The sequence below is a fragment of the Rhodoferax sp. WC2427 genome (genome assembly GCF_040822085.1).
Lineage (GTDB): Bacteria > Pseudomonadota > Gammaproteobacteria > Burkholderiales > Burkholderiaceae_C > Rhodoferax_B.
The window spans coordinates 1,952,602-1,976,366 of the sequence record NZ_CP162006.1 but is presented as its reverse complement, the minus strand read 5'-3'; the positions used below and the strand labels follow the sequence as shown (position 1 = coordinate 1,976,366).

Below are 23,765 nucleotides of genomic sequence, written 5' to 3'. Positions count from 1 at the left end.
CATGGTTGATTTCGCCATTTGGGATATTTTTCGCAACCTGCTGCTGGCGGCGCGCTGGACGATTGGCCTGTCGCTGATGGCCTTCATCGGCGGCGGCATCGTGGGCGTGCTGCTCTTGGTCGCCCGGCTGAGCCAGGTGCGCGGCACCGAGACCTTTGTGGCCGCCTACGTGCAGGTGTTCCAGGGCACGCCGCTGCTGATGCAGCTGTTTCTGGCGTACTTTGGCATTGCGCTGTTCGGCATCAACACCAGCGCCTGGGTGGCGGCAGCGGCGGCGCTCACGCTGTACACCAGCGCGTTTTTGACCGAGATCTGGCGCGGCTGCGTGGCCTCCATCCCCAAGGGGCAGTGGGAGGCGGCAGAAAGCCTGGCGCTGGGCTTTGGCGAGCGGCTGCGCTACGTGGTGCTGCCCCAGGCCATCAAGATCGCCATTGCGCCCACCGTGGGCTTTCTGGTGCAGGTCATCAAGGGCACGGCGCTGGCCTCGGTGATCGGCTTCATCGAGCTCACCAAGGCCGGCACCATGATCGCCAACGCCACCTTCAAGCCCTTTGTGGTCTACAGCTGCGTGGCCTTGATGTACTTCGCCCTGTGTTTCCCGGTCAGTTTTTACGCCAAATTGTTAGAGAGGAAGATGCATGCAGCCCGCCGCTAAAACCCAAACCCGCCTCAGCCCCATCGTCGAGATCCAGGGCCTGCGCAAGTCCTTCGGTACCAACGAGGTGCTCAAAGGCATCGACCTGCAGGTGCAGACCGGTGAGGTCATCGCCATCATCGGTAAAAGCGGCTCGGGCAAGAGCACGCTGCTGCGCTGCATCAACGGGCTGGAAGTCTTCCAGAGCGGCAGCCTCACGGTGGACAGCAAGCCGCTGCTGCACGACAACGCCCTGGCCATGCGGGCGCTGCGCCAGCGCGTGGGCATGATTTTCCAGGGCTTCAACCTGTTCCCGCACCTCACTGTGGGCAAAAACGTGATGCTGGCGCCGCGCCTGGTCAAGCAGCAGGCCGACGATGCCGGTACCGCCCAGGCCCAAAAGCTGCTAGCCCGCGTGGGTTTGGCCGAGAAGTTTGATGCCTGGCCCGACCAGCTCTCGGGCGGGCAGCAGCAGCGGGTGGCCATTGCCCGGGCGTTGGCCATGGAACCGGCGGTGCTGCTGTGCGATGAAATCACCTCGGCGCTCGACCCGGAACTGGTGGGCGAGGTGCTGCGCGTGGTGGAAGGCCTGGCGGCCGAAGGCATGACCCTGCTGATGGTGACGCACGAGATGGCGTTTGCCCGCAAGGTCAGCAACCGGGTGATCTTCATGCACCAGGGCCGCGTGCACGAGATGGGGCCGCCCGCCGAGCTGTTTGGCAACCCGCAAACGCCGGAACTCAAGCAGTTTCTGTCTTCATTGACAGACTGATCTCTACTACACTATTTATAGCTGCTTACGCTTATCCTATAAGCGCAAGCAGCTATTTTTATGCCCAAGAATTCTCAGGCGTAATCGCGCTGGGGTTCGCGCCGGGCATCCATCTTGGCCTCGTCTTCCTTCTGGATTTGCAGCATCGCGGCTTCCAGCTTGCGGTAGGTGGCGACAAACAAATCCTGGCAGCCCATGCGGTGGCCGGTGGAGTTGCGGTCGCCATCGGTGGAGATCATGGCGGCGATGATGGTGGCCGTGGGTTGGATGAGTTCGGTTTTCATGGCAAATCCTTTCGAAATTATTAATTACAGCCGAAACGCTATCTACTGGCACAACCGTTATTTCAATCCTGTTTGGGCCTGTTGGCAATCGGGTACACACTAGGGCGGGCGCCATCCACCGCCTCTTTACCTCCGCACTACACAGAACCAAGCCCACTTGCTACACGACCTCCTCACCCGCCAATGGATCACCCTGCACGGTGCGCTGGTCGTCTTGGGCCTGGGCATCTACATGGCGGGCTCCCACACGCTGAAGCAACGCCGCCATCCGTCTGCCGCCATCGCCTGGACGATCTCGCTGGTGCTGCTGCCCTACATCACCCTGCCGCTGTACCTCATGTTTGGCCGCCGCAAGCTGGCCAGCACCCGCGGGGCGCTGAAGCCGGTGGCCCACGGCAGCCCGCCACCGGCAATGGCCCAGGAGCACCTGGCCCGCGCCCTGGGCTTGGGCGCTACCGCCAGCTTCGGGTCACTGGTGATCCACCAGGATGGCCGTGAAGCCCTGCACCGCCTGCAGGCGCTGATCGCCGGGGCGCAGCACACACTGGACATCTGCACCTTCATTCTGGGGCGGGACGTGCTGGGCGATGCCATCACGGCGCAACTGCTGCTGCGCGCGCGGCAGGGCCTGAAGATACGCCTGCTGCTGGACGGCATCGGCCTGTATCTGGGCGGCCACCCGAACCTGCGGCGCCTGCGTGCGGCGGGGATCCAGGTGACCTTGTTCGTGCCGCCCTTGTCGTCGACGCTGCGCGGCCGCACCAATCTGCGCAACCACCGCAAAATGGCGGTGGCCGACGGCCACTGGTTGTGGTGCGGCGGTCGCAACCTGGCGGCTGAATATTTTGAGGGCGACGCCCAATCGGTGCTGCACAAACCCGTCTGGATCGACCTCAGCTTTGACCTGCAAGGTGACCTGGCACAGCACGCCCAGCAGAGATTTGAACAAGACTGGGGATTCGCCACTACCGGCAAGGCCGCCGGGCCCTTACCCCGGATCGCGCCCGATACCACCACTTCCGGCCTGCGCGCCCGGCTGGTTCCCAGCGGCCCGGACCAGGCCGACGACACCTTCTACACGCTGCTGGTGTCGGGCTGCTTCACCGCGCAGACCCGCATTCTGGCGGTCACCCCCTACTTTGTGCCCGACCAGACCCTGCTGATGGCGCTGACCCTGGCGGCACGGCGCGGTATAGCGGTCGACCTGGTGCTGCCGCGCCAGTCCAACCACCGCCTGGCCGACATCGCCCGCTATGCCGCCCTGCGCGAGCTGGTGGCCGCCGGAGCCCGCATCTGGCTGCTGCCCAGCATGGTGCACGCCAAAGCGGTGCTGATCGACCAGGAGCTGGCGCTGGTGGGCTCGGCGAACCTGGACGAGCGCAGCCTGTTTTTGAACTACGAGCTGATGGTGGCCTTCTACGACCCACCGGTGGTACGGCAATTTGCCGACTGGATCACGCAGTTGCAACACCGCGCCCTGCCCTACCAACCGCAGCCGCCCAGCCTGGGGCGAGAGCTGGTGGAGGGCCTGGTGCGGTGGGTGGCTTTTCAGCTGTGACCTGGAATGTGGTAGGTGCCTCGAGAGACTTGTCAACTGCCTAAATAACAGGCAATGCAAGGTTTACCCTTATAGATCAAGGGTTTACCCTCTCTATTCTGCCCAATTACAGAGTTATCCCCAAAGTTATCCAGTGCAACCGGGGAGAACTTTTACAGCAAGTTACAGGCGTTGACGCAGCGCCTCGTACAGGCACACGCCGCTGGCCACCGACACGTTCAGGCTCTCCACCGCGCCGTGCATGGGGATGCCCACCAACTCGTCGCAAGTCTTGCGGGTGAGCTGGCGCATGCCGTCGCCTTCGTTGCCCAGCACCAGTGCCACAGGGCCTTTCAGGTCCACCTGGTAGAGTGTTTTGGGTGCGTTGTCGCTGGTGCCGATGCACCAAATGCTGCGTTCTTTGAGCTCCCCCAGGGTGCGCGCCAAATTGGTGACCATGAAGTACGGCACGGTTTCGGCCGCGCCACTGGCCACCTTGGCCACCGTGGCGTTGATGCCCGCCGCGTGGTCCTTGGGGGCAATCACTGCGTGGGCACCGGCACCGTCGGCCACGCGCAGGCAGGCGCCCAGGTTGTGCGGATCGGTCACGCCGTCCAGCACCAGCAGCAGCGCGGGCTCGGTCAGGCTGTCGAGCAAATCGTCGAGCGAATGTACCTGGGGAATGTGTTCCACCCGGGCCGCCACGCCCTGGTGGCCGTGGCTGCCGCAGAGCTTGGCCAGGCGCATGCTGTCGCCCTCGATCAGGCGGGCACCGGCCTCGTTGGCTTTTTCCAGGAACTGGCGCATGCGCGCGTCGCGCCGGGTGGGCTCGTAGTAGATTTCGATGATGGATTGGGGCGCGGTTTTCAGGCGCACGCCCACGGCATGGAAGCCGAAGAGAACTTTAGGGGAAGACATGGGGAGATTATCGACGCTGGCGCACCTGCAGCAGAGCACTATTCTTTTGATAGCTACTCACGCTTATGGAATAAGCACGAGCAGCTGATTTTTTATACATTCAGGCGTGGGCGATCTGCCCTGCCTCAATGGTGATACGGCGCTCGCACTGGGCGGCGATGCCGCGGTCGTGGGTCACCAGCACCAGGGTTGTGCCCTGCTCGCGGTTCAGGGTAAACATCAGCTCCATCACCTTTTCGCCGGTGGCGAAGTCCAGGCTGCCGGTGGGCTCGTCGGCCAGCAGCACGGCGGGCTGGACCACAAAGGCCCGCGCCAGGGCCACCCGCTGCTGCTCGCCGCCGCTGAGCAGCTTGGGGTAGTGGCCCAGGCGCTGGCCCAGCCCCACGCGCTCCAGCATCTCGGTGGCGGCTTTGCGGGCATCCTTGCGGGCGGCCAGCTCCAGCGGCAGCATCACGTTTTCCAGCGCGGTCAGATTGCCCATCAATTGGAAGCTCTGGAACACAAAGCCCATCTTTTGTGCCCGCACAGCGGCGCGCTGGTCTTCGGTCAAGGCAAAGATGTCCTGCCCGGCCACCCGCACCGTGCCCTGGGTGGGCGTGTCCAGCCCGGCAATGATGGACAGCAGTGTGCTTTTGCCCGAGCCCGACGCACCGACGATGGCCACAGTCTCCCTGGGCGCGAGTGAGAAATCGATATCGCGCAAAATGGCCAGCGACCCGGTGGAATCCGTGACGGATTTAGAGACGTGTTCTACCGCAATGACGGCACCGGTGGACAGAGTTGGCATGAAAGGCTTTGAGTTTTGAAACGTAGACACTTTATCGCGGCTGCGACCCTGGCCCTGGCCGTAGGGGCATCGGCGGCCCCCATCCCCTCTATTTTGGTGGTCGGCGACAGCCTGAGCGCCGAGTATGGCCTGGCCCGCGGCACCGGCTGGGTGGCCTTGCTGGAAAAGCGCCTGGCCCTTGAAAATATCGCCGCCACGGTGCACAACGCCAGCATCAGTGGCGACACCACACCCGGTGGTCGCGCGCGCCTGCCGGGCCTGCTGACCAGCGTGAAACCGACGGTGGTGGTGATCGAGCTGGGCGGCAACGACGCCTTGCGCGGCCTGCCCTTGCAGGGCACCGAAGACAATTTGCGCACCATGACCGAAGCCGCCCAAAAAGCCGGGGCCAAGGTGTTGCTGGTGGGCATGCAGGTGCCGCCCAATTACGGGCGCGACTACGCCGAGCGCTTCAGTGGTGTGTTTGCCAAGGTTGCCAAGGGGGAGAAAGCCGCGCTGGTGCCGTTTCTGCTGAAAGGCGTGGCGGATGGGCCGGATGCAACGGCGCTGTTCCAGCCGGACCGCATCCACCCTAAGGCGGAAGCGCATCCTACGCTGCTGAACAACGTGTGGCCGGAACTGAAGAAACTGTTGAAGTAAGCAGGAACCCGGCGATCAGGATTCCGTGGGGGCCTCGGGCGGCTGGCCGTCTGCCGGGGTGCTGCCATCCTCGGGCGCATGCTCATCGTGCTTGCGTTCGCTTTTGGATTTGAGCTTGTCCTCTTTCTTCTTTTTCTTGGCCAGCTCTTTTTGGCGCTTTTCGTATCCGTAATTAGGTGTTGCCAAGGTCTTCTTCTTTCAAATAGTGTGTAGCCACTTTAACAGCTTGCAACCATGTGTTGAAGCGCTTGCGCCAAGTCGGCCTGCAGATCCGTTACCGATTCCAATCCCACTGCAAACCGCACCAGCGTGCCTTGTGCTATGCCTGTGGGCCACTTCTTGCGCATGCTGGCCAGCTCGTACGGCACCACCAGGCTCATGGGGCCGCCCCAGCTGTAGCCGATCTTGAAAAGCTGCAAGGCGTCGCAAAAGGCATCGACCTGCGCCACCGTGTACTGGGCATCCAGCACCACGCTGAACAAGCCCGCCGCCGCATCCGTGCGGCACAGCGTGAGCCAGTGGGCATGCCCTGGCGAATCGGGCAAGGCCGGATGCAGCACCTGGGCAAAGGCAGGCTGCTGGGTACACCAGCGCGCCAAGGTGCGGGTGGCCGCGTCGTGCGCGTGGTAGCGCAACGCCATGCTGGACAAGGAGCGCAGCACCAGCTCCGCGTCGTTGGCGCCCACGGCCAGGCCCAGGTGCATGTGCGTGCGCTGGATCTTGCGGTGCAAGGCCGGGTCGCGGGTAATCACGCTGCCCATCAGCACATCGCCGCCGCCGCTGGGGTATTTGGTCAGGGCGTGCGCCGAGATGTCCACCCCCAATGCCGGGCTGGTGCCGGGCAGCAGATCGAAGGGGTTGAAGGCCAGGCCCGCGCCCCAGGTGTTGTCGAGCGCGCAGACCACACCACGGTCGTGGCAGATGCGCACCAAGGCGGGCAGGTCGGGGAACTCCAGTGTGACCGAACCGGCGGCCTCGACCCAGACCAGCCGGGTGGTGTCGGTGATTTTGGCGGCCAGATCGGCCGGGTCCATCGCGTCGTACACCTGGGTGCTGATGCCCCAGCGCGCCAACTGCCCATCGGCAAACGACTTGTTGGGGCCGTAGACGTTGTCGGGCACCAACATGCTGTCACCGGTCTTGAGCAGGGCCAGGGCCACGTTGGCAATCGCCGTCAAACCGCTGGGTACCAGCACGCAGTAGGTGCCACCCTCCAGCGAACACAGGCGCTCTTCCAGCTGGTAGGTGGTGGGCGTGCCGTGCAGGCCGTAGGTGAAGGCGGATTTGTCTTTCCAGTCACGTTCGCGCATGGCGGCGACGCTGGGGAAGATGACGGTGGAGGCTTTGAATACCCCTGGCTGCGGCGCGGCGAAATCGGCCGGTGGCTGGTAGGGGTGGTGGATGAGTTGGGTGGTCAGGTCAGGCAAGCAACATCTCCGTCAGACAGGGTTCAGAGTTTCCACTTTTCCATCAACTGTTCGGGGCGCATGGCATCGTAGCCTTCAAAAGGCTGGTGGATCCACGGGTTGGTGGGCAAAAACTCCACCGAGTAGTCGGGGGTGAACACCGACACCGCCTTGGTCCAGACCACCGCGCTGCGCAATTCGGTGATCGGCGGGTAGTTGGTCTTGAGCTGCTCGATCACCGAGCGCAGGGTGAGGCCCGTGTCGGCCAGGTCATCCACCAACAGCACTCGGCCGGCAATCTCGCCCTTGGGCGTGGTGATGAAACGGGCGATATCCAGCGTGCCCTGCTGCTTGCCGGCATCTGCGCGGTAGGAGCTGGTGGACATGATGGCCAGCGGCTTGTCGAAAATGCGCGACAGCACATCGCCAGGGCGCAAACCGCCACGGGCCAGGCACAGGATGGTGTCGAACTGCCAACCCGACTGGTGCACTTTGAGCGCCAGCTTTTCGATCAGGTTGTGGTATTCGTCATAACTTACGTACAGGTGCTTACCGTCTTCTGTCAACATGGGAAATACTCCTGAAACTATAGCTACTCGCATAGGCACTGATTGCGGTGAGTGCCTATTTTTTATAAATTTGGCTTAAGCCTGATAGGGGTGCTTGAGCAGGATGGTGTGGTCCCGGTCCGGGCTGGTGGACACCATCGCAATGGGCACGCCAGTCACCTGCTCGATGCGGCTGAGGTAGCGCTTGGCGTTGACCGGGAGTTTCTCGTAGTCGGTCACGCCCACGGTGGAATCGGTCCAGCCGTCGATGGCCTCGTACACCGGCACGCAGCGGGCAATGTCGTCTGCGCCCATGGGCAGGATGTCGATCAGTTCACCGTCCAGCATGTAGCCGGTGCAGAGTTGCAGCACATCGATGCCGTCGAGCACGTCCAGCTTGGTGATGCACAGGCCGCTCAGGCCATTGACCTGGGCGCTGCGCTTGAGCAAGGCGGCGTCGAACCAGCCACAACGGCGACTGCGGCCGGTGGTCACGCCTTTTTCAGCGCCGATGGTGCTCATGTGGTAGCCGGGGGTGCCGGGCTCTTCCCAGGCCAGTTCGGTGGGGAACGGACCACCACCGACGCGGGTGCAGTAGGCCTTGGTGATACCCAGGATGTAGTGCAGCATGCCCGGGCCCACGCCCGAACCGGCTGCCGCGTTACCGGCCACGCAGTTGCTGGAGGTGACGTACGGGTAGGTGCCGTGGTCCACGTCAAGCAGCGTACCTTGCGCGCCTTCAAACAAAAGATTGGCACCGGCGGCATGGGCGTCATTGAGTTCACGCGAGACGTCGGCCATCATGGGCTTGAGCAGCTCGGCGTGGCGCATGGATTCGGCGTACACCGTGTCAAAGTCGATGGCCGGGGCGTGCAGGAACTGGGTCAGTACGAAGTTGTGCAATTCCAGCAGTTCGCGCAGCTTGGTGGCAAAGCGCTCGGGGTATTTCAAATCTTGCACGCGCAGGGCGCGGCGGGCAATCTTGTCCTCATATGCCGGGCCAATGCCGCGGCCAGTGGTGCCGATCTTCTCGGTGCCGCCCTTTTCGCGCAGGCATTCCCGGGCAATGTCGATCGCCGCATGGAACGGCAAAATCAAGGGGCAGGCTTCGCTGATGCGCAGGCGCGAGCGCACTTCCACACCGGCCTTTTCCAGGCCTTCAATTTCTTCAAACAGCTTGGCTGCCGACAGCACCACACCGTTACCGATGTAGCACTTCACACCCGCACGCATGATGCCGCTGGGGATCAGGTGCAAAGCGGTTTTCACGCCATTGATGACCAAGGTGTGGCCGGCGTTATGGCCGCCCTGGAAGCGCACCACGCCCTGGGCGCTCTCGGTGAGCCAATCGACCAGCTTGCCTTTGCCTTCGTCGCCCCACTGTGTGCCAACGACGACAACATTGCGACCAGGGACTAAATTGTTTTGCGTGTTCATCTCGGGAATTTTCTTAAATAGCTTGCACGATCCACTGGCCCGCAGCTGGGATCAGCACGCGGTCGCAATGGAATTCATCAACTTCACTCTCGTGGCCGGGCAGTACACAGACCACGGTTTCACCCTGGGCCCGCAGCGCGGCAATGGCGCTGCGCAGGTCGGCTGCATGGCCCCAGGGCGCACGGATCACCGCCCGCAGCGGGCGCGGACCCACCGCGCCTACCACCTGTTTCAAGTCCAGGCTAAAGCCCACCGCCGGGCGGTTGCGGCCAAACACCGCACCGACTTCGTCGTAGCGCCCGCCGCGCACCAGGGCATCGCTGGCACCCTGCGCGTAAATCGCGAAACGGGCACCGCTGTAGTAGGCATAACCGCGCAGATCGGCCAGGTCAAAAGTGACCGGCGTGTCGCCCAGTTGCGCCGAAAGCCATTGCAGGTCGCGCAGGGCGGCCTGGATGGCAGGCAAGGCAGGCAGTACATGCTCGGCGGTCTGCAAGATACTGGCATCGCCATAGAGCTGAACCAGGGCCAGCACGCCGTCCCGCGAAGCCTGTGGAAAATCTTGGCACAGGCTGGCGAGTTCGGTTGCGTCCTTGTTGGCCAGCGCGGCGTGCACGCGGGCCAGGTGCTCGGATGTGAGGCCCAGATCGGCCAGCAGCGCCCGGGCGATACGGGCATCGCCCATGTCCACGGCCAGGCCCTGCACATTGGCGGCCCGCAGGCAGTCCAGCGACAGCTGCAGGATCTCCAGATCGGCTTCCAGCCCGGCGTGGCCGTAGATTTCGGCACCCAGTTGCAGTGGCTCGCGGGTGGCGTGCGGACGGTCGGGGCGGGTGTGCACCACCGGGCCGCAGTAGCACAGGCGCGTGACACCCTGGCGGTTGAGCAAATGGGCATCGATGCGGGCGACCTGGGGCGTGGTGTCGGCCCGCAAACCCATCATGCGACCCGAAAGCTGGTCTACCAGTTTGAAAGTTTGCAGGTCCAGCGCTTCGCCGGTGCCGGTGAGCAAGGATTCCAAGTGCTCCAACAAGGGCGGCATGACCAGTTCATAGCCATAGCCACGGGCGGCATCGAGCAGGGCGCGACGCAGTTCTTCGATGTGCCGAGCCTCGGAAGGCAGAACATCGGCAATGTGATCCGGGAGGACCCAAGCAGACATGGAGTTTTGGGAGGCTGTTAAAAAAGAGATTTTACCGGGCTTGGAAGCCGATAAAACGCGGGCCGGGTTTAACGTAAAAGTTAGAACACGTTCCTAAGACACGAACCAGAGCAAGAGCAGGCCTGCAACGATGCTGCACAGGCCGAAAAACCGCAGCTGGCCGTCTTGCAAGGCCAGCATCTGCTGGAACATGCGCCGCCAGCCACCCGGTGACAGAAAGGGCAACAGCCCTTCTATCACCAGCACCAGGGCCAGGGCGGCCCAGAGGCTGTTGCCTGCGTCTTCCAAGATTATTTCTTGGCCGGTGCGGCAACCGCATTTGCGGTACTGCCACTGCCACGCATGGCCTTGAAGAAGTCGGAGGATGGGTCGAGCACCATCACATCGCTCTTCTTGCTGAAGCTGGACTTGTAGGCATCCAGGCTGCGGTAGAACTGCGCAAAACTCGCATCTTTGCCAAACGAATCGGCGTACAGACGCGAAGCCTCGGCATCGCCCTCGCCCTTGATCTTTTGCGCATCGCGGTAGGCGTTGGCAATCGTCACTTCGCGTTGCTTGTCGGCATCGGCGCGGATTTTTTCACCTTCGGCGGCACCGGTGGAGCGCAACTCGTTGGCCACGCGCTTGCGCTCAGCCTCCATGCGGCGGTACACCGATTCGGTGATGGCTTCCACGTAGTCCACACGGGTAATGCGCACGTCTACCACGTCCACACCCCAGGGCTTGGCACCTTGCACGGCTTCCAGCACTTCGCGCTTCACGTCGGCCATCAGCACTTCGCGCTTGAGCGACAGCAGGTCTTTCACGGTGTGCTTGTTGACTTCTTCCTGGAAGGCATTGCGCACGACGCGGTTGAGCTGGTTGGCACCGGCGTTTTCGTCCAGGCCCACGTTACGGATGTAGTCCGACGGGGCAGTGATGCGCCAGCGCACATACCAGTCAATGACCACACGCTGCTTTTCCGCCGTCAGCACGGGTTCGGCATCGGTGCTGTCCAGGGTCAGCAGGCGCTTGTCGAGGTAGCTGACGTTCTGGAACGGCGGCGGCAGCTTGAAATTCAAGCCCGGCTCGGTAATCACGTCCTTGATCTGGCCCAGCGCGTAAACCACGCCAAACTGGCGCTGGTCCACCACAAACAACATCGAGCTCAGCAGCGCCAGCACCACCAGCAAGGAAGACCCAATAAAACCAATTCTGTTCAAAACATTCTCCTAGCGTACGTCGCGGTCACGCGAGCGCGAAATATCGCGCGAACGGGCATCGTTGGACAAAGCTGCGGGCGCAGCAGGTGCCACCGGTACAGCGGCAGACGGGTCTGCAGGCGCCGCGGCAGCCGCTCCTGTCTGGGCCGACATTTGCATGATTTTGTCCAGGGGCAGGTACAGCAGGTTGGAACCCTGGCGTGAGTCCACCAGCACCTTGGTCACGTTGCCGTAAACCTGCTGCATGGTGTCCAGGTACATGCGGTCGCGGGTCACCTGCGGGGCCTTTTGGTATTCGGCCAGCACCGAGCGGAAACGTTGGGCATCACCGTCAGCCTGGGCCACGATACGGGCCTTGTAGGCTTCGGACTCTTCTTTCAGGCGCGAGGCGGAACCCACCGCACGGGGCACCACGTCGTTGGCATAGGCTTGCGCGTCGTTCTTGGCGCGCTCGCGTTCCTGGCCGGCTTTGAGCACATCGTCAAATGCAGCCTGCACCTGTTCGGGTGGGCGTACGCCGCTTTGCTGCATGTTAATGCCGACCACCTCGATACCGACGTTGTAGCGGTCCAGAATGGTTTGCATCAGGGTGCGCACGCGCGGGCCGATCTGGTCGCGCTCATCGGCCAGGGCCGAATCCATCTTCATCTTGCCCACCACTTCGCGCACTGCGGTTTCGGCCGCCTGCACCACCGCACCGGTGGGGTCCTTGCTTTCAAACAGGAAAGCGCGGGCATTGCTCAGGCGGTATTGCACGGCGAACTTGATTTCGACGATGTTTTCGTCTTCGGTCAGCATGGCCGATTCGCGCAGGCCGGTGGCCTTGATGATGGAGTCGCGCCCCACATCGACCGAGCGGATCTGTGTCACAAACACCAGCTCATGGCGTTGGATGGGGTACGGCAGGCGCCAGTTGAAACCGGCACCCACGGTCGACTTGTATTTACCAAACTGGGTGATCACGGCCTGCTGGCCTTCTTGCACGATGAAGAAGCCGGTGCCCAGCCAGATCAGCACCACCACGGCGGCGATCAGACCCACGCCGATACCGGCGCTCTTCATGTCGGGCTGGAAGCCGCCGCCAGAACCACCATTGCTGCCACCGTTGTTGCCATTTGGACGCTGGCCGCCCTTGACGCCACCAAACAGGCCGCCCAACTTGCGGTTGAAATCGCGCCACAGTTCGTCCAGATCCGGCGGACCCTGGTTGGGACCCTGGCCTTTGTTGGGCGTGTTTTTGGCGGGCTCATCCGCCTTGGGTGGTGCGTCGGCATCCGACTTGTCGTCACCACGGCCCCAGCGGGGATCGTTCAGATTGAACATGCCCCGGATGCGACCCGGCAAGGCGGCCAAACTAAAGGCCCGTAAGTTGAGATTCATTCGCGCAAGTCTCTTGGTTGTCATTCGTCTATTGTGCCCAATCGGGCAGCTTCCTCATGCCACTCAGGGGATTGCACCTCTGATTCGGCAATAGGCGTTTTGGCGATTGCCAGCTCTGACAGTTTCTGGCGCAGCGCAGGCAGGCCCTCACCGCTCTGGGCACTTAAAAATATCCGGGGCACCGGCTGGCCGTCCACCTCGAACATGTCTTGCAGTTGGAGCGGCCAACGGGCTTTATCAAGGGCATCCAGCTTGTTAAATACCAATAACTGGGGCACATCGGCAGCGCCAATCTCGCGCAGCACCAAGGCCACTTCGGCCATCTGCTCAGGAAAATTCGGGTTGGAGGCGTCCACCACATGCAGTAGCAAGTCGGCATCGGCGGCCTCTTGCAGTGTGGCGCGGAAGGCATCCACCAGGCCGTGCGGCAGGTCGCGGATGAAACCCACGGTGTCTGACAGCGACACCGAGCGCCCAGCCTCGCCCAGATAGAGCTGGCGGGTGGTGGTATCCAGCGTGGCAAACAGCTGGTCTGCGGTGTAGGCGCGGGCCTTCACCAAGGCATTGAACAGTGTGGATTTGCCCGCGTTGGTGTAGCCCACCAGCGAGATCGTGAAGGCATCGCGGCGGGCGCGTTGGCGGCGTTGGGTGCTGCGTTGCTTCACCACTTTGGCCAAGCGCTCTTTGGTGCGTTTGATGGATTCGCCCAGCATGCGGCGGTCCAGCTCGATCTGCTTTTCGCCGGGGCCGCCGCGCATGCCGATACCGCCGCTTTGCCGCTCCAGATGGGACCAGCGCCGCACCAGCCGGGTGCTCAGGTACTGCAAGCGCGCCAGTTCGACCTGCAACTTGCCTTCATGGCTGCGGGCGCGCTGGGCAAAGATGGTCAGGATCAGCATGGTCCGGTCGTTAACCGGCAGCTCGCAGTGGCGTTCCAGGTTGCGCTGCTGGGCCGGACTGAGGCTTTGGTCGAACAAAATCTCGGTCGCGCCATGCATTTGCGCCAGAAGCTTGATTTCGTCGGCTTTGCCGCTGCCGACAAACAGGGCCGCATCGGGTGCCTGGCGCTTGCAGGTGATGCGGGCCACCACGCGCATGCCAGCCGTTTCGGCCAGCAAGCCGAGCTCTTCGAGCTCTTTGTCAAAATGGGGAGTGCCTAGATCAACGCCGACCAGAATGGCCAGTGGCATGTCAGGAGTATCAGCAGAACTCAAATCGGAAAGCCGGTAAGGGAAGGAGGCTGTGGTGGGTCGGATACCGCAAGTGCATCCGACCACCAAGAGGATGGCCTGCGAATCAAGCCGCTGGCTCTGCCGCCGTCGTGTCGTCTGCAGCCGAGAAATTGACTGCGCGACCGGGGACGATGGTGGAGATGGCGTGCTTGTAGACCATTTGGGTCACGGTGTTGCGCAAGAGCACAACGTACTGGTCAAAAGACTCAATCTGGCCTTGGAGCTTGATGCCGTTGACGAGGTAAATCGACACGGGTACATGCTCACGGCGCAAAGTATTGAGAAATGGGTCTTGAAGAAGCTGCCCTTTATTGCTCACGATATTCTCCGTGTTGTGAAGAGGTTAAAGAAGTGCCAGACCTTACCACAGCGTTACCGACACTTACCCAAAAATAAGGGAAGCCCCCATTGAATTGCGGAGACTTAACGACCTCAATCGTCTTTGCCGGAATAAGGATTCGCCGCCGACTTCATCTGGATACGCAGCGGCGTACCCGTCAGATTGAAGGCCTTGCGGAAGCGTCCCTCCAGGAAGCGCTTGTAGGCCTCGGTCACATGCTCCAGCGAATTGCCATGGATGATGATGATCGGCGGGTTCATGCCACCTTGGTGCGCGTAGCGCAATTTGGGGCGGAACATCCCGGCGCGCTGCGGGCTCTGGAAAGCCGTGGCCTCCAGCAGCAGGCGGGTCAGCACCGGGGTGGACATCTTGCACATGGCCGCCTGGTGGGCTTGCAGGATCGAGGCCCATAGTGGCCCCAGGCCCTGGCGCTTGATGGCAGAAATGAAGTGCATCGAGGCAAACTTCAAAAAGGCCAGGCGCGTCTCGATGGAACGCATCACCAACTGGCGCTGGTAGGCATCCACCGCATCCCATTTATTGATGGCCAGCACCACCGAGCGGCCGCTTTCCAGGATATAGCCCGCAATGTGGGCATCCTGGTCGGTCACGCCCTGGGTGGCGTCGATCAGCAGCAGTACCACGTGGCAGGTCTCGATCGCCTGCAGGGTCTTGACCACCGAGAACTTCTCGATGGCTTCAAAGACCTTGCCCTTGCGGCGCAAACCGGCCGTATCGATCAGCTCGAACTTGTGGCCGTTGCGCTCGAAGGGCACGCTGATGGCATCGCGGGTGGTGCCAGGCATGTCGAAGGCCACCAGGCGCTCTTCGCCCAGCCAGGTGTTGATCAGGGTGGACTTGCCCACATTGGGGCGACCGGCCACGGCCAGTTTGGTCACACCGATGTCTTCCTCCTCGGCTTCCTCGTCCGGATCGGCCAGGTTCAACGGGGCCAGCGCCAGATCAACCAGGTCGCGGATGCCCTGACCGTGTGCGGCAGAAATCGGGTACACCGCGCCCAGGCCCAACTCAAAGAACTCGATCAGTTGGTGGCCTTCGGTCATGCCCTCGGCCTTGTTGGCCGTCAAAATGCAGGGCTTGCCCAGACGGCGCAGGTATTTGGCGATATCGTGGTCTTGCGCCGACAAGCCGCCCCGGGCATCGACCACAAAAATCACCACATCGGCTTCGGCCACGGCCTGGCGGGTCTGCTTGGCCATTTCCTTGTAAATGCCGCTGTCCGCATCGGGCTCGAAACCGCCGGTGTCAATCACGATGTACTCGTGCTTGCCCTGGCGGCCATTGCCGTAGTGGCGGTCGCGGGTCAGACCGGCAAAGTCCGCCACGATGGCGTCCCGCGTCTTGGTGAGGCGGTTGAAAAGGGTTGATTTGCCCACATTGGGGCGACCGACTAAGGCCAAAACTGGTTTCATAGGATGGCGCAGATCGGCTGACGCAAATAGTTATTCAGGCTGGAAGCCAAACACACCGCCGTTGTGGGTAACCACAACCACCGTGTTGCCCGCAAGCACGGGATCGGCCGCGATGGCGGAGCCGTCGGTGGGCATACGGGTCAAGGCAGACCCGTCTTCGCGGGACAGGAAATGTACCAGACCCGAGCCATCGCCCACCACCACCGAGCGACCCACGGCCAACGGTGCCGACAAAGTACGGTAGCGCAAGCGCTCGGAAGACCACAGGCGTTCGCCGTCCACACGGCTCCAGGCCAGCACATTGCCATCGCCTTCGGTGCCAAAAACCGCAGTGTCGTTGCCACCCACACCTTCCGAGGAGAGAGCGGGCTTGGTCCACAGCAAACGACCCGACTGGGCATCCACGCAGCCTACCGCCGACTGGAATGCGCGGGCGCACACCACGTTGCCGACACGGCTGACGCTGCCGACCAGATCCACCAGGCGCTCGACTTCGTTGGTGCCGCGGGGTGCGGCAATCGCGGCCTCCCAGCGGGTGCTGCCATTGGCTGGGTTCATGCCGACCAGGCGGCCCGACATACCCGCCACCAGGGTGTCGCCCACCGCCAGCAAGACGCTGGACTGGCCCAGCACCAGGGCCTCGCCCGTGCGCTGCTGGTTCCAGAGTCGGCGTCCGGTCTGGCCATCAAATGCGGCCACCGAACGGTCTGCTGCCAGCAAGAAAACCCGGCCACCGGCCACCAAGGGCGCGGTATAGGTTTGTGCGCCCAGGCGCTGGCGCCAAAGCACCCGGCCCGCCTCCAGCGCGACGACTTCGTTTTCACGGGTTACGACGGCGGTGACCTTGCCATCGCTGCCCACCCCTGCCGACAGCGGCGCGCCCACCGAAGCACGCCACAGTTCGCGGCCCGTGGCGCCATCCAGCGCCAGCAGGGTGCCGTTGTTGCTGGCCACGGCCACTGTGTTGCCACTCACGCTGGTGGTCAACGGGAAGCTCACATCGCCCAGCTTGGCGCTCCAGGCCTGGCGTACGCCCAGCAGAGACACATTGGCGGGCAGATCGGCGGGTTTAGGCTTGTCGGGCGTGCTGGAGCAGGCCGCCAAAGCCGCTATCAAAAAACTAGCTGCTGACGCGCGCAGAATCTGCACAGAAGGCATATTTTTCATTATTTTTTGATTTCTACGGTGACAGGACTGGCGGCGGCAACCACAGGGGTGGCAGGACGGGGGTCCACGCCCAGGCTGTTGAGCTTGATTTCGACGATGCGGCGGTAGTCGTCACGCTCGTCCAGACCGGTGTAGGCGGCTTTGTACTGGGCAATCGCCTCGGCTTTTTTGCCTTGCAGGGCGAACACGTCGCCCTTGCGGTCGGCCACCAGGGGCTCGAATTCTTTCGGGAAGCTGCCGGACAGCTGCTTCATGGCTTCGTCGTAGGACTTGGCTTCCAGCAGCACGCTGGCCAGGCGCAGACGCGCCACAGGCTGGTAGCCGTCTTCGGACGATTGCTCGGCCACCCAGGTCAGTGCGGCTTTGCTGGCATCGACATTGCCTTTGTCGTACAGGGTTTTGGCGGCCAGCAAACCAGCTTGCTGGGCAAACGTGGTGCGGCCGAACTTGTCTTTCATGTCGCCAAAGGCGCGCTCTATCCGGGCGGTGTCCCCGGCCTTGGCGGCGCGGTCTACCTCGTCATACAGGGCGGCAGCCTGGGCGGATTGGCTGCGCTGCCAGTACTGGTAGCCGTTCCAGCCCGCAAACCCGGCCAGCACCACGATCAGCGCCCAGGTGATCAGGTTGCCGAAGCGGTTCCAGAAGGCTTTGAGTTCGTCAAGCTGTTCTTGTTCTTCAAGGTCGAGGTGGTTTGCCATAGGTTTTTGTATAGGACTTACGCAGCGCCCCAGTACCGCCCTGCGGGCTTACAGGGGGAACTTGCGTAAGTCCTGTTGTAGTCGAATTTACGATTGTAGGGTGGCGGCCCACACGGCCACGTCGGCGAGGGCCTGGGTGGTTTGCACCCCGCTGCCGTCGCGCAGGGATTTCACCAGCACCAGGTTTTGCGCCAGCTCGTCGGCCCCAAAGATCAGCGCGTACCGGGCCCCGCTGCCGTCGGCCTTCTTGAGCTGCGACTTCATGCTGCCCATGCCCTCGCTGGCACCTGCGTGCATCTGCACCTGCACGCCAGCGCGGCGCAGGGCCTGGAGAGTTTGCATGGCTACCGGCAAGGCGGCGGCATCGGGCACCACGGCGTAGGCATCGGCCACCAGGGCGGGCAGCTCGGCGCCCTGCTCCTTGATGAGTTCCAGCACGCGCTCGATACCCATGCCCCAGCCCACCGCGGGGGTGGGTTTGCCACCCAGCAGCTCGAACAGGCCGTCGTAGCGCCCTCCTCCGCACAGCGTGCCCTGGGCGCCCAGCTCGTCGGTGATGAACTCGAATACGGTGTGGCTGTAGTAATCCAGGCCGCGCACTAGGCGCGGGTTGATGGTCCACTGCACACCGCAGGCGGTCAGCAGGCTTTGAACGGTGTCCAGGTGCTTGCGCGAGGCGTCTCCCAGGTAGCTGAGCAGCTGCGGCGCGTCTTGCACCAGGGCCTGCATGGCGGGGTTCTTGGTATCCAGGATGCGCAGCGGATTGGTCAGCAGGCGGCGCTGGGCATCGGCATCCAGCAGGTCGCGGTGCTGCTCGAAGTAAGTGATCAGCGCGGCGCGGTGGGCCTGGCGCTCGGCGGGCACACCCAGACTATTCATCTCGACCCGCACATTGCGCAGGCCCAGACCGGCCAGCACGTCGTTGGCCAGCAGCATCAGCTCGGCATCCACCTCGGGGCCGGCAAAGCCCAGGGCCTCGGCACCGAGTTGGTAGAACTGGCGGTAGCGGCCACGCTGGGGCCGCTCGTGGCGGAACATCGGGCCCATGTAGTACAGGCGCTTGCCACCATCGTAGGTGAGGTTGTGCTGGATGGCGGCGCGCACCACGCCGGGGGTGTTTTCGGGGCGCAGGGTGAGCTGCTCGCCGTTGAGGCGGTCTTCAAAGGAGTACATCTCCTTTTCGACGATATCGGTGGTTTCGCCAGTGCCGCGCACAAACAGCGCCGTGGGCTCGAGGATGGGCGTACGGACCATGCGGTAGGCCGAGCGCGCCATCTGCGTACGGACCTTGTCCTCCAGCCACTCCCAACGCGCAGAGTCGGGCGGCAGTATGTCGTTCATGCCTTTGACGGCACTGATTTTGTCAGCCATAAATCTAATTTACTATAGTTTTAATAGCTGCTCACGCTGATTGAATAAGCGGTGGCAGCCGATTTCTTATAAATTCTTGCTTAAGCCCCGACCGGGCTGCCAAAGCGCTTGGCGATGTAGTTTTCGACGATCACCTGGAATTCCTGAGCGATGTTGTCGCCGCGCAGGGTGACGTTCTTCTCGCCGTCGATGTAGACCGGCGCAGCGGGCGCTTCACCGGTGCCAGGCAGGCTGATGCCGATGTCGGCATGCTTGCTTTCGCCGGGGCCGTTGACGATGCAGCCCATCACCGCCACCTTCATGGCCTCGACACCGGGGTACTGCTCACGCCAGACGGGCATCTGGGCACGCAGGAAGTCGTCGATCTGCTTGGTCAGTTCCTGGAAGGTGGTGCTGGTGGTGCGGCCACAGCCGGGGCAGGCGGTGACGCTGGGCACAAAACTGCGCAGGCCCAGCGACTGCAGAATCTCCGACGCGACCACCACTTCCTGGGTGCGGGCCTCGCCGGGCTGGGGCGTGAGCGAGACGCGAATGGTGTCGCCAATGCCTTCTTGCAGCAGCACGGCCAGGGCGGCGCTGGAGGCCACCGTGCCCTTGGTGCCCATGCCGGCCTCGGTCAGGCCCAGGTGCAGGGCGTAACGGCAACGCTGGGCCAGCCCGCGGTAGACCGAAATCAGGTCCTGCACACCGCTGACCTTGCACGACAGAATGATTTGCTCGGGCGGCAAGCCCATGGTTTCGGCCAGGCGGGCGGATTCGATGGCCGAGGTGATCAGCGCCTGGTACATCACCGGCTTGGCGTCCCAGGGCTCGGCGCGGCGGCTGTTTTCGTCCATCAGGCCGGCCAGCAGCTCCTGGTCCAGGCTGCCCCAGTTGACGCCGATGCGCACGGCTTTTTTCCAGCGCACGGCGGCCTCGATCATCTGGCCGAACTGGCGGTCGCGCTTATCGCCCTTGCCCACGTTGCCGGGGTTGATGCGGTATTTGGACAAGGCTTCGGCGCACGCCGGGAAGTCGGTCAGCAGGCGGTGGCCGTTGTAGTGGAAGTCGCCGACCAGGGGCACGTCGATGCCCATGCGGTCGAGCTGCTCGCGGATGTAGGGCACGGCCTGGGCGGCTTCGGGGGTGTTGACGGTGATGCGCACCATCTCCGAGCCCGCCAGCGCCAGCTCCTTGACCTGGATGGCGGTGCCGATGGCATCCACGGTGTCGGTGTTGGTCATGGACTGCACCCGCACCGGCGCATCACCGCCCACAGTGACGTCACGCGCACCCCAGCGCACATGGGCCTGGTAGGTGGTACGTACGCGGGGTGCGGAGGCGTCGATCGGGGTCGAAAAATCCAGGGCTGGGTGCATCATTTCACCTCGAAACGGGCGACACGGTCTTTGGGGAAAGCCGCCATGTCATAAGGCTGGCCGCGCACCTGCAGTTGCACGGCATCCACACGCCCCACCACCACGGCCATGGGGAACGGCCCTGTCACTTCGACCGTTTCACCGGCCTTGAGGGTGCGGCCCACGCTAACGACGCCTTTGGCGTCGGTGACCTTGACCCAGGACTCGAACTGGGCCTTCAACACCACCGACTGGGACTCGGGTGTGGCGGCCACCGCAGCGACTGGCGGCACAACGACCGGCTCCACAGGCGCGGCCACCGGCACCGGTTCAGAGGTATCGGCCATGGGCACGGGCGCCACCACCGGCTCAGTGGCTTCTGCGCCGGGGGCCAGCACGCCCACCGCGTCTTTGCTGCCATCGGGCGATTTGGGCCACAACGCCACCGCCACAGCGGCCACCAGCAAGGCCGCCACTGCCAGCACCGACGGACTCAGCACCTGGGTGCGAAACGACAGGCGCGGGCCCGAGCCTGCGGGGCGGTACGGCGTGTTGACAGACGGGGCCTGCGCCCCCAGCCGGGACACACCCGTGGCCGGAAAATGCGCCAACACCGGGGTGGGGTCCATCTTGAGTGAACGGCAAACGCTGGCGGCCAGCGCCCGCGCAAAGGTCAGGTCGGGTAGCAGGTCGATGCGCCCGGCTTCCAGGGCTTCGAGCTTGTTGACCGGCACCTTTAACGACACGGCCAGGGCGGCGACGTGCAGGCCCGTGGCTTCGCGCGCCTGGCGCAACAAACCGCCAGCCTCCACTGCGGAAGCGGCGGTGTCCGCCCCCGGGTTCTGCGCCATTCCTACCTGCCCCACTGGCTCACTCATCAAATGCCCCTCTGTCATATGCGGCCAGCTCACGCGACTGGCCAAAACGCTTTTTCAATTGGTCCACCAGTTGCAGCATGGCTTCGCGGTTTTCCATGCGGCGTTCGACCTTGATGCCCAGCCACAGGGACTCGGCATTGGCCAGCTCGGAATTGTTCAAGCGGCGGATGTAGAACTGTGCCCGCAACCACTCACCGCGCTGGAACAGCAGGTTGGAGAGGTTGTAAGCAATGATGGGGTTGCCCGCGTCCAGCTCGTAGGCGCGGGCCAGGTTGCGTTCGGCCTCGGGCAGCAGACCGGCGCGTTGCTGGCACAGGCCCTCGGCCATCCAGGTCTTGGAACGCGCTCCATACGTGGGGTTGGCCAGCGCCTGCTCGAACATCTGGATCGACTCGGGGTAGCGGCCCTGCTGGCACATCAGCCAGCCGTAGTTGTGCAGGGTGTTGGGCTCGCGCGGGTTGGTGGCCAATGCGCGGCGAAAACTGTCTTCGGCCAGACGCAGGTCGCTCAGGCGCATGTAGATCAGGCCACGCAGGTTGTAGGCATCCGAGAACGACGGGTCGATCACCAGGGCCTGCTTCAATTCGTCCAGTGCCACGGTGGTCTGGCCCTGCTCAAAATAGGCCACGGCGAGCTGCATGCGGGTGCGGGCGCGCTTGCGGGCCTCGGGTTCATCCGAATCGGTGAGCAGTTCACCCTGCGATAGCGGAGCCGGGGTGGCCCGGGGTGTCGGCGTACTCACCGTGCTGCTGTTGGCCGTGCTGGTGGTAGTGGTTGTGGTGGTGCAGGCCTGCAAGCCCACCAACAAGGAAAGACCCGCCAACAGCCGGACCAGCACCGTAGTGCACAGAATTTTTTGCATGCCTCAAGCCCCTTTAATGTGGTGGGCAGAATCGTCTGCCACTGCCGGAGCCACCGCCGGAACCTGCGCCATCATCACCACCCGTTGCTGCGCCATGCGCTTGACGACCTGGGTGCGGTCTTTCACATCGCCTGCAAGCTGTCCGCAGGCGGCATCGATATCGTCGCCCCGGGTCTTGCGCACCGTGGTGATGATGCCAGCATCGCTGAGCATCTTGGCAAACGCCGTCACGCGGGCCATGGGCGAGCGCAGCAGGCCGGAGGCGGGGAAGGGGTTGAACGGAATCAGGTTGAACTTGCACCACACGCCGGGCTGGCGGTACTGCTGCACCAGGGCAATCAGCTGCTGCGCATGCTCGGGTTGGTCGTTCACGCCGTCCAGCATGCAGTATTCAAAGGTGATGAAGTCGCGCGGCGCGTGCGCCAGGTAGCGGTTGCAAGACTCGAGCAACTCGGCCAGCGGGTACTTTTTGTTCAGCGGCACCAGGTTGTCGCGCAGCGCATCGTTGGGTGCGTGCAGCGAGACGGCCAGAGCGACGGGGCAATCCAGGCCCAGCCGGTCGATCATCGGCACCACGCCCGAGGTGGACACCGTGACCCGGCGGCGCGACAGGCCGTAGCCGTGGTCGTCCAGCATGACCTTCAGGGCGGGCACCAGGGCGTTGTAGTTCTGCAAAGGCTCGCCCATGCCCATCATCACCACATTGGAGATGACGCGTTCCGAGGTATTGAGGTGCTTGCGCAGGAAATGTTCGGCAAACCAGAGCTGCGCAACGATTTCACCGGTGGTGAGGTTGCGGCTGAAGCCTTGGTGGCCGGTAGAGCAAAAGCGGCAGCCTACGGCACAGCCCGCCTGGGACGATACACACAGGGTGCCCCGGTCGCTTTCGGGAATGAAAACAGCTTCCACGGCGTTGCCGTCGCCCACATCGAACAGCCATTTGATGGTGCCGTCGGTGGATGCGTGCTGGCTGATGAGCGGCAGGCCCTGCACATGGGCACTGGTGGCCAGCTTGTTGCGCAAGGACTTGGCCAGATCGCTCATCTGCTCGAAATCGGTGGCTCCACGTTGGTGGATCCAGCGGAACAGCTGGGTGGCGCGGAAGCGCTTTTCACCGAGCCGTTCGCAAAACGCGGCCAAGCCGTCGAGGTCAAAGTCGAGCAGGTTGGCCGTCATTGCATAGAGCGCTAATTACTTAGCGGCGTAAACGTTCATGCCGGCGAAGAAGAAAGCGATTTCTTCCTTGGCGGTTTCGGCGGCGTCAGAGCCGTGCACGGCGTTGGCGTCGATGCTGTCGGCGAAGTCGGCGCGGATGGTGCCGGCGTCAGCCTTCTTCGGGTCGGTAGCGCCCATCAGGTCACGGTTCTTCAGGATGGCGTTTTCGCCTTCCAGGGCCTGGATCATCACGGGACCGGAGATCATGAACTCCACCAGGTCCTTGAAGAAAGGACGGGCAGCGTGCACAGCGTAGAACGCTTCGGCTTCGCCGCGCGACAGATGCGCCATGCGGGCAGCGATGACCTTCAGGCCAGCAGCTTCAAAACGGGCGTAAATCTGGCCGATGACGTTCTTGGCGACGGCGTCGGGCTTGATGATGGAGAGTGTGCGTTCGATAGCCATAATTTTTCCTAGATTCAGAAATGGGGTTTTATTGAAATTTTGCCAACTAAGCAAAGCCTGCGAGTTTAACCCGGCAGCATGTCCTCTTTACGAATAGGCCGCCGTGGTGTAGGCGATTGCA

Annotated in this window: 26 protein-coding genes; 4 read left to right on the top strand and 22 right to left on the bottom strand. The window is 63.1% G+C overall.

Features of this window, described 5'->3' with window-relative positions; all coding sequences use genetic code 11:
- Position 1 precedes the first annotated feature (1 nt).
- Positions 2 to 655 carry an amino acid ABC transporter permease gene (locus tag AB3G31_RS09350; protein ID WP_367849905.1) on the top strand — a complete coding sequence of 218 codons (654 nt, stop codon included), beginning with the start codon at positions 2 to 4 and terminating at the stop codon, positions 653 to 655.
- On the top strand, positions 639 to 1,406 hold the full coding sequence (locus AB3G31_RS09345; protein WP_367849904.1) for an amino acid ABC transporter ATP-binding protein: 768 nt from the start codon (positions 639 to 641) through the stop codon (positions 1,404 to 1,406). Before AB3G31_RS09350 ends, AB3G31_RS09345 begins: the two co-directional genes overlap by 17 nt.
- 74 nt (positions 1,407 to 1,480) lie before the next feature.
- Here AB3G31_RS09345 and AB3G31_RS09340 read toward each other — a convergent pair whose 3' ends face one another.
- Positions 1,481 to 1,690, bottom strand: coding sequence for a hypothetical protein (locus tag AB3G31_RS09340; protein ID WP_367849903.1), 210 nt, complete (start codon positions 1,688 to 1,690; stop codon positions 1,481 to 1,483).
- 157 nt (positions 1,691 to 1,847) lie between these two features.
- Here AB3G31_RS09340 and AB3G31_RS09335 point away from each other — a divergent pair, with 157 nt between their 5' ends.
- Positions 1,848 to 3,248 (top strand): phospholipase D-like domain-containing protein, encoded by a 1,401-nt coding sequence (locus AB3G31_RS09335; RefSeq protein ID WP_367849902.1) that lies wholly within the window; start codon positions 1,848 to 1,850, stop codon positions 3,246 to 3,248.
- Between the two features lie 162 nt (positions 3,249 to 3,410).
- Here the strand turns inward: AB3G31_RS09335 and rlmB are convergent, their stop codons facing one another.
- Both rlmB and AB3G31_RS09325 read right to left on the bottom strand, forming a co-directional pair.
- Positions 3,411 to 4,145: a 23S rRNA (guanosine(2251)-2'-O)-methyltransferase RlmB gene (rlmB, locus tag AB3G31_RS09330; protein WP_315189040.1), complete on the bottom strand. Its 735-nt coding sequence runs from the start codon at positions 4,143 to 4,145 to the stop codon at positions 3,411 to 3,413.
- Positions 4,146 to 4,245: 100 nt separating this feature from the next.
- Entirely contained in the window at positions 4,246 to 4,932 is a 687-nt protein-coding gene (locus tag AB3G31_RS09325; protein WP_367849901.1) for an ABC transporter ATP-binding protein, read from the bottom strand.
- Between the two features lie 15 nt (positions 4,933 to 4,947).
- On the opposite strand from AB3G31_RS09325, the gene AB3G31_RS09320 reads away from it, so the two are divergent.
- The gene (locus AB3G31_RS09320; protein WP_367849900.1) at positions 4,948 to 5,571 is read left to right on the top strand and encodes an arylesterase; all 624 of its coding nucleotides are present in this window, start codon (positions 4,948 to 4,950) and stop codon (positions 5,569 to 5,571) included.
- Between the two features lie 15 nt (positions 5,572 to 5,586).
- Here AB3G31_RS09320 and AB3G31_RS09315 read toward each other — a convergent pair whose 3' ends face one another.
- The 19 genes from AB3G31_RS09315 to ndk form a co-directional block, all read right to left on the bottom strand.
- Entirely contained in the window at positions 5,587 to 5,757 is a 171-nt protein-coding gene (locus AB3G31_RS09315) for a hypothetical protein (RefSeq protein WP_315241485.1), read from the bottom strand.
- Positions 5,758 to 5,789: 32 nt separating this feature from the next.
- Positions 5,790 to 6,998, bottom strand: a complete 1,209-nt coding sequence (locus AB3G31_RS09310; protein ID WP_367849899.1) for a PLP-dependent transferase — start codon at positions 6,996 to 6,998, stop codon at positions 5,790 to 5,792.
- A 23-nt stretch (positions 6,999 to 7,021) separates the two neighbouring features.
- Positions 7,022 to 7,546, bottom strand: a complete 525-nt coding sequence (locus AB3G31_RS09305) for a phosphoribosyltransferase (RefSeq protein ID WP_367849898.1) — start codon at positions 7,544 to 7,546, stop codon at positions 7,022 to 7,024.
- A 75-nt stretch (positions 7,547 to 7,621) separates the two neighbouring features.
- Positions 7,622 to 8,962 carry an adenylosuccinate synthase gene (locus AB3G31_RS09300; RefSeq protein ID WP_367849897.1) on the bottom strand — a complete coding sequence of 447 codons (1,341 nt, stop codon included), beginning with the start codon at positions 8,960 to 8,962 and terminating at the stop codon, positions 7,622 to 7,624.
- Between the two features lie 13 nt (positions 8,963 to 8,975).
- The gene (locus AB3G31_RS09295; RefSeq protein WP_367849896.1) at positions 8,976 to 10,124 is read right to left on the bottom strand and encodes an ATP phosphoribosyltransferase regulatory subunit; all 1,149 of its coding nucleotides are present in this window, start codon (positions 10,122 to 10,124) and stop codon (positions 8,976 to 8,978) included.
- Positions 10,125 to 10,217: 93 nt separating this feature from the next.
- Positions 10,218 to 10,412, bottom strand: coding sequence for a DUF2065 domain-containing protein (locus AB3G31_RS09290; RefSeq protein WP_315225186.1), 195 nt, complete (start codon positions 10,410 to 10,412; stop codon positions 10,218 to 10,220).
- Between the two features lie 2 nt (positions 10,413 to 10,414).
- Positions 10,415 to 11,326 (bottom strand): protease modulator HflC, encoded by a 912-nt coding sequence (hflC, locus tag AB3G31_RS09285; protein ID WP_367849895.1) that lies wholly within the window; start codon positions 11,324 to 11,326, stop codon positions 10,415 to 10,417.
- Positions 11,327 to 11,335: 9 nt separating this feature from the next.
- Entirely contained in the window at positions 11,336 to 12,706 is a 1,371-nt protein-coding gene (gene hflK, locus AB3G31_RS09280) for an FtsH protease activity modulator HflK (protein WP_367849894.1), read from the bottom strand.
- A 20-nt stretch (positions 12,707 to 12,726) separates the two neighbouring features.
- Complete coding sequence (gene hflX / locus AB3G31_RS09275; RefSeq protein WP_367849893.1) at positions 12,727 to 13,896, bottom strand: GTPase HflX; 1,170 nt, start codon at positions 13,894 to 13,896, stop codon at positions 12,727 to 12,729.
- A gap of 106 nt (positions 13,897 to 14,002) precedes the next feature.
- Positions 14,003 to 14,257 (bottom strand): RNA chaperone Hfq, encoded by a 255-nt coding sequence (gene hfq / locus AB3G31_RS09270; RefSeq protein WP_295955116.1) that lies wholly within the window; start codon positions 14,255 to 14,257, stop codon positions 14,003 to 14,005.
- Between the two features lie 113 nt (positions 14,258 to 14,370).
- On the bottom strand, positions 14,371 to 15,711 hold the full coding sequence (gene der / locus AB3G31_RS09265) for a ribosome biogenesis GTPase Der (RefSeq protein ID WP_367849892.1): 1,341 nt from the start codon (positions 15,709 to 15,711) through the stop codon (positions 14,371 to 14,373).
- Positions 15,712 to 15,741: 30 nt separating this feature from the next.
- On the bottom strand, positions 15,742 to 16,869 hold the full coding sequence (bamB, locus tag AB3G31_RS09260) for an outer membrane protein assembly factor BamB (protein ID WP_367849891.1): 1,128 nt from the start codon (positions 16,867 to 16,869) through the stop codon (positions 15,742 to 15,744).
- An 8-nt stretch (positions 16,870 to 16,877) separates the two neighbouring features.
- On the bottom strand, positions 16,878 to 17,576 hold the full coding sequence (locus AB3G31_RS09255; RefSeq protein WP_367849890.1) for a YfgM family protein: 699 nt from the start codon (positions 17,574 to 17,576) through the stop codon (positions 16,878 to 16,880).
- 87 nt (positions 17,577 to 17,663) lie between these two features.
- Positions 17,664 to 18,947, bottom strand: a complete 1,284-nt coding sequence (hisS, locus tag AB3G31_RS09250; protein WP_367849889.1) for a histidine--tRNA ligase — start codon at positions 18,945 to 18,947, stop codon at positions 17,664 to 17,666.
- Between the two features lie 80 nt (positions 18,948 to 19,027).
- Positions 19,028 to 20,305, bottom strand: coding sequence for a flavodoxin-dependent (E)-4-hydroxy-3-methylbut-2-enyl-diphosphate synthase (gene ispG / locus AB3G31_RS09245; RefSeq protein WP_367849888.1), 1,278 nt, complete (start codon positions 20,303 to 20,305; stop codon positions 19,028 to 19,030).
- Positions 20,305 to 21,162 carry a helix-turn-helix domain-containing protein gene (locus AB3G31_RS09240; protein ID WP_367849887.1) on the bottom strand — a complete coding sequence of 286 codons (858 nt, stop codon included), beginning with the start codon at positions 21,160 to 21,162 and terminating at the stop codon, positions 20,305 to 20,307. Before AB3G31_RS09240 ends, ispG begins: the two co-directional genes overlap by 1 nt.
- The gene (gene pilW, locus AB3G31_RS09235) at positions 21,155 to 22,024 is read right to left on the bottom strand and encodes a type IV pilus biogenesis/stability protein PilW (RefSeq protein ID WP_367849886.1); all 870 of its coding nucleotides are present in this window, start codon (positions 22,022 to 22,024) and stop codon (positions 21,155 to 21,157) included. The genes AB3G31_RS09240 and pilW overlap by 8 nt, the downstream gene beginning before the upstream one ends.
- A 3-nt stretch (positions 22,025 to 22,027) precedes the next feature.
- Complete coding sequence (gene rlmN / locus AB3G31_RS09230; protein WP_367849885.1) at positions 22,028 to 23,200, bottom strand: 23S rRNA (adenine(2503)-C(2))-methyltransferase RlmN; 1,173 nt, start codon at positions 23,198 to 23,200, stop codon at positions 22,028 to 22,030.
- A gap of 15 nt (positions 23,201 to 23,215) precedes the next feature.
- The gene (gene ndk / locus AB3G31_RS09225; RefSeq protein ID WP_367849884.1) at positions 23,216 to 23,644 is read right to left on the bottom strand and encodes a nucleoside-diphosphate kinase; all 429 of its coding nucleotides are present in this window, start codon (positions 23,642 to 23,644) and stop codon (positions 23,216 to 23,218) included.
- Between the last annotated feature and the right edge of the window lie 121 nt (positions 23,645 to 23,765).

Bases quoted from the DNA above. Each gene is read 5' to 3' on its own strand.
- AB3G31_RS09350 (WP_367849905.1), top strand. From the start codon at position 2: ATGGTTGATTTCGCCATTTGGGATATTTTTCGCAACCTGCTGCTGGCG.
- AB3G31_RS09345 (WP_367849904.1), top strand. From the start codon at position 639: ATGCAGCCCGCCGCTAAAACCCAAACCCGCCTCAGCCCCATCGTCGAG.
- AB3G31_RS09340 (WP_367849903.1), bottom strand. From the start codon at position 1,690: ATGAAAACCGAACTCATCCAACCCACGGCCACCATCATCGCCGCCATG.
- rlmB (WP_315189040.1), bottom strand. From the start codon at position 4,145: ATGTCTTCCCCTAAAGTTCTCTTCGGCTTCCATGCCGTGGGCGTGCGC.
- AB3G31_RS09325 (WP_367849901.1), bottom strand. From the start codon at position 4,932: ATGCCAACTCTGTCCACCGGTGCCGTCATTGCGGTAGAACACGTCTCT.
- AB3G31_RS09305 (WP_367849898.1), bottom strand. From the start codon at position 7,546: ATGTTGACAGAAGACGGTAAGCACCTGTACGTAAGTTATGACGAATAC.
- AB3G31_RS09300 (WP_367849897.1), bottom strand. From the start codon at position 8,962: ATGAACACGCAAAACAATTTAGTCCCTGGTCGCAATGTTGTCGTCGTT.
- AB3G31_RS09295 (WP_367849896.1), bottom strand. From the start codon at position 10,124: ATGTCTGCTTGGGTCCTCCCGGATCACATTGCCGATGTTCTGCCTTCC.
- hflK (WP_367849894.1), bottom strand. From the start codon at position 12,706: ATGAATCTCAACTTACGGGCCTTTAGTTTGGCCGCCTTGCCGGGTCGC.
- hflX (WP_367849893.1), bottom strand. From the start codon at position 13,896: ATGCCACTGGCCATTCTGGTCGGCGTTGATCTAGGCACTCCCCATTTT.
- der (WP_367849892.1), bottom strand. From the start codon at position 15,711: ATGAAACCAGTTTTGGCCTTAGTCGGTCGCCCCAATGTGGGCAAATCA.
- bamB (WP_367849891.1), bottom strand. From the start codon at position 16,869: ATGCCTTCTGTGCAGATTCTGCGCGCGTCAGCAGCTAGTTTTTTGATA.
- AB3G31_RS09255 (WP_367849890.1), bottom strand. From the start codon at position 17,576: ATGGCAAACCACCTCGACCTTGAAGAACAAGAACAGCTTGACGAACTC.
- hisS (WP_367849889.1), bottom strand. From the start codon at position 18,947: ATGGCTGACAAAATCAGTGCCGTCAAAGGCATGAACGACATACTGCCG.
- ispG (WP_367849888.1), bottom strand. From the start codon at position 20,305: ATGCACCCAGCCCTGGATTTTTCGACCCCGATCGACGCCTCCGCACCC.
- AB3G31_RS09240 (WP_367849887.1), bottom strand. From the start codon at position 21,162: ATGAGTGAGCCAGTGGGGCAGGTAGGAATGGCGCAGAACCCGGGGGCG.
- pilW (WP_367849886.1), bottom strand. From the start codon at position 22,024: ATGCAAAAAATTCTGTGCACTACGGTGCTGGTCCGGCTGTTGGCGGGT.
- rlmN (WP_367849885.1), bottom strand. From the start codon at position 23,200: ATGACGGCCAACCTGCTCGACTTTGACCTCGACGGCTTGGCCGCGTTT.
- ndk (WP_367849884.1), bottom strand. From the start codon at position 23,644: ATGGCTATCGAACGCACACTCTCCATCATCAAGCCCGACGCCGTCGCC.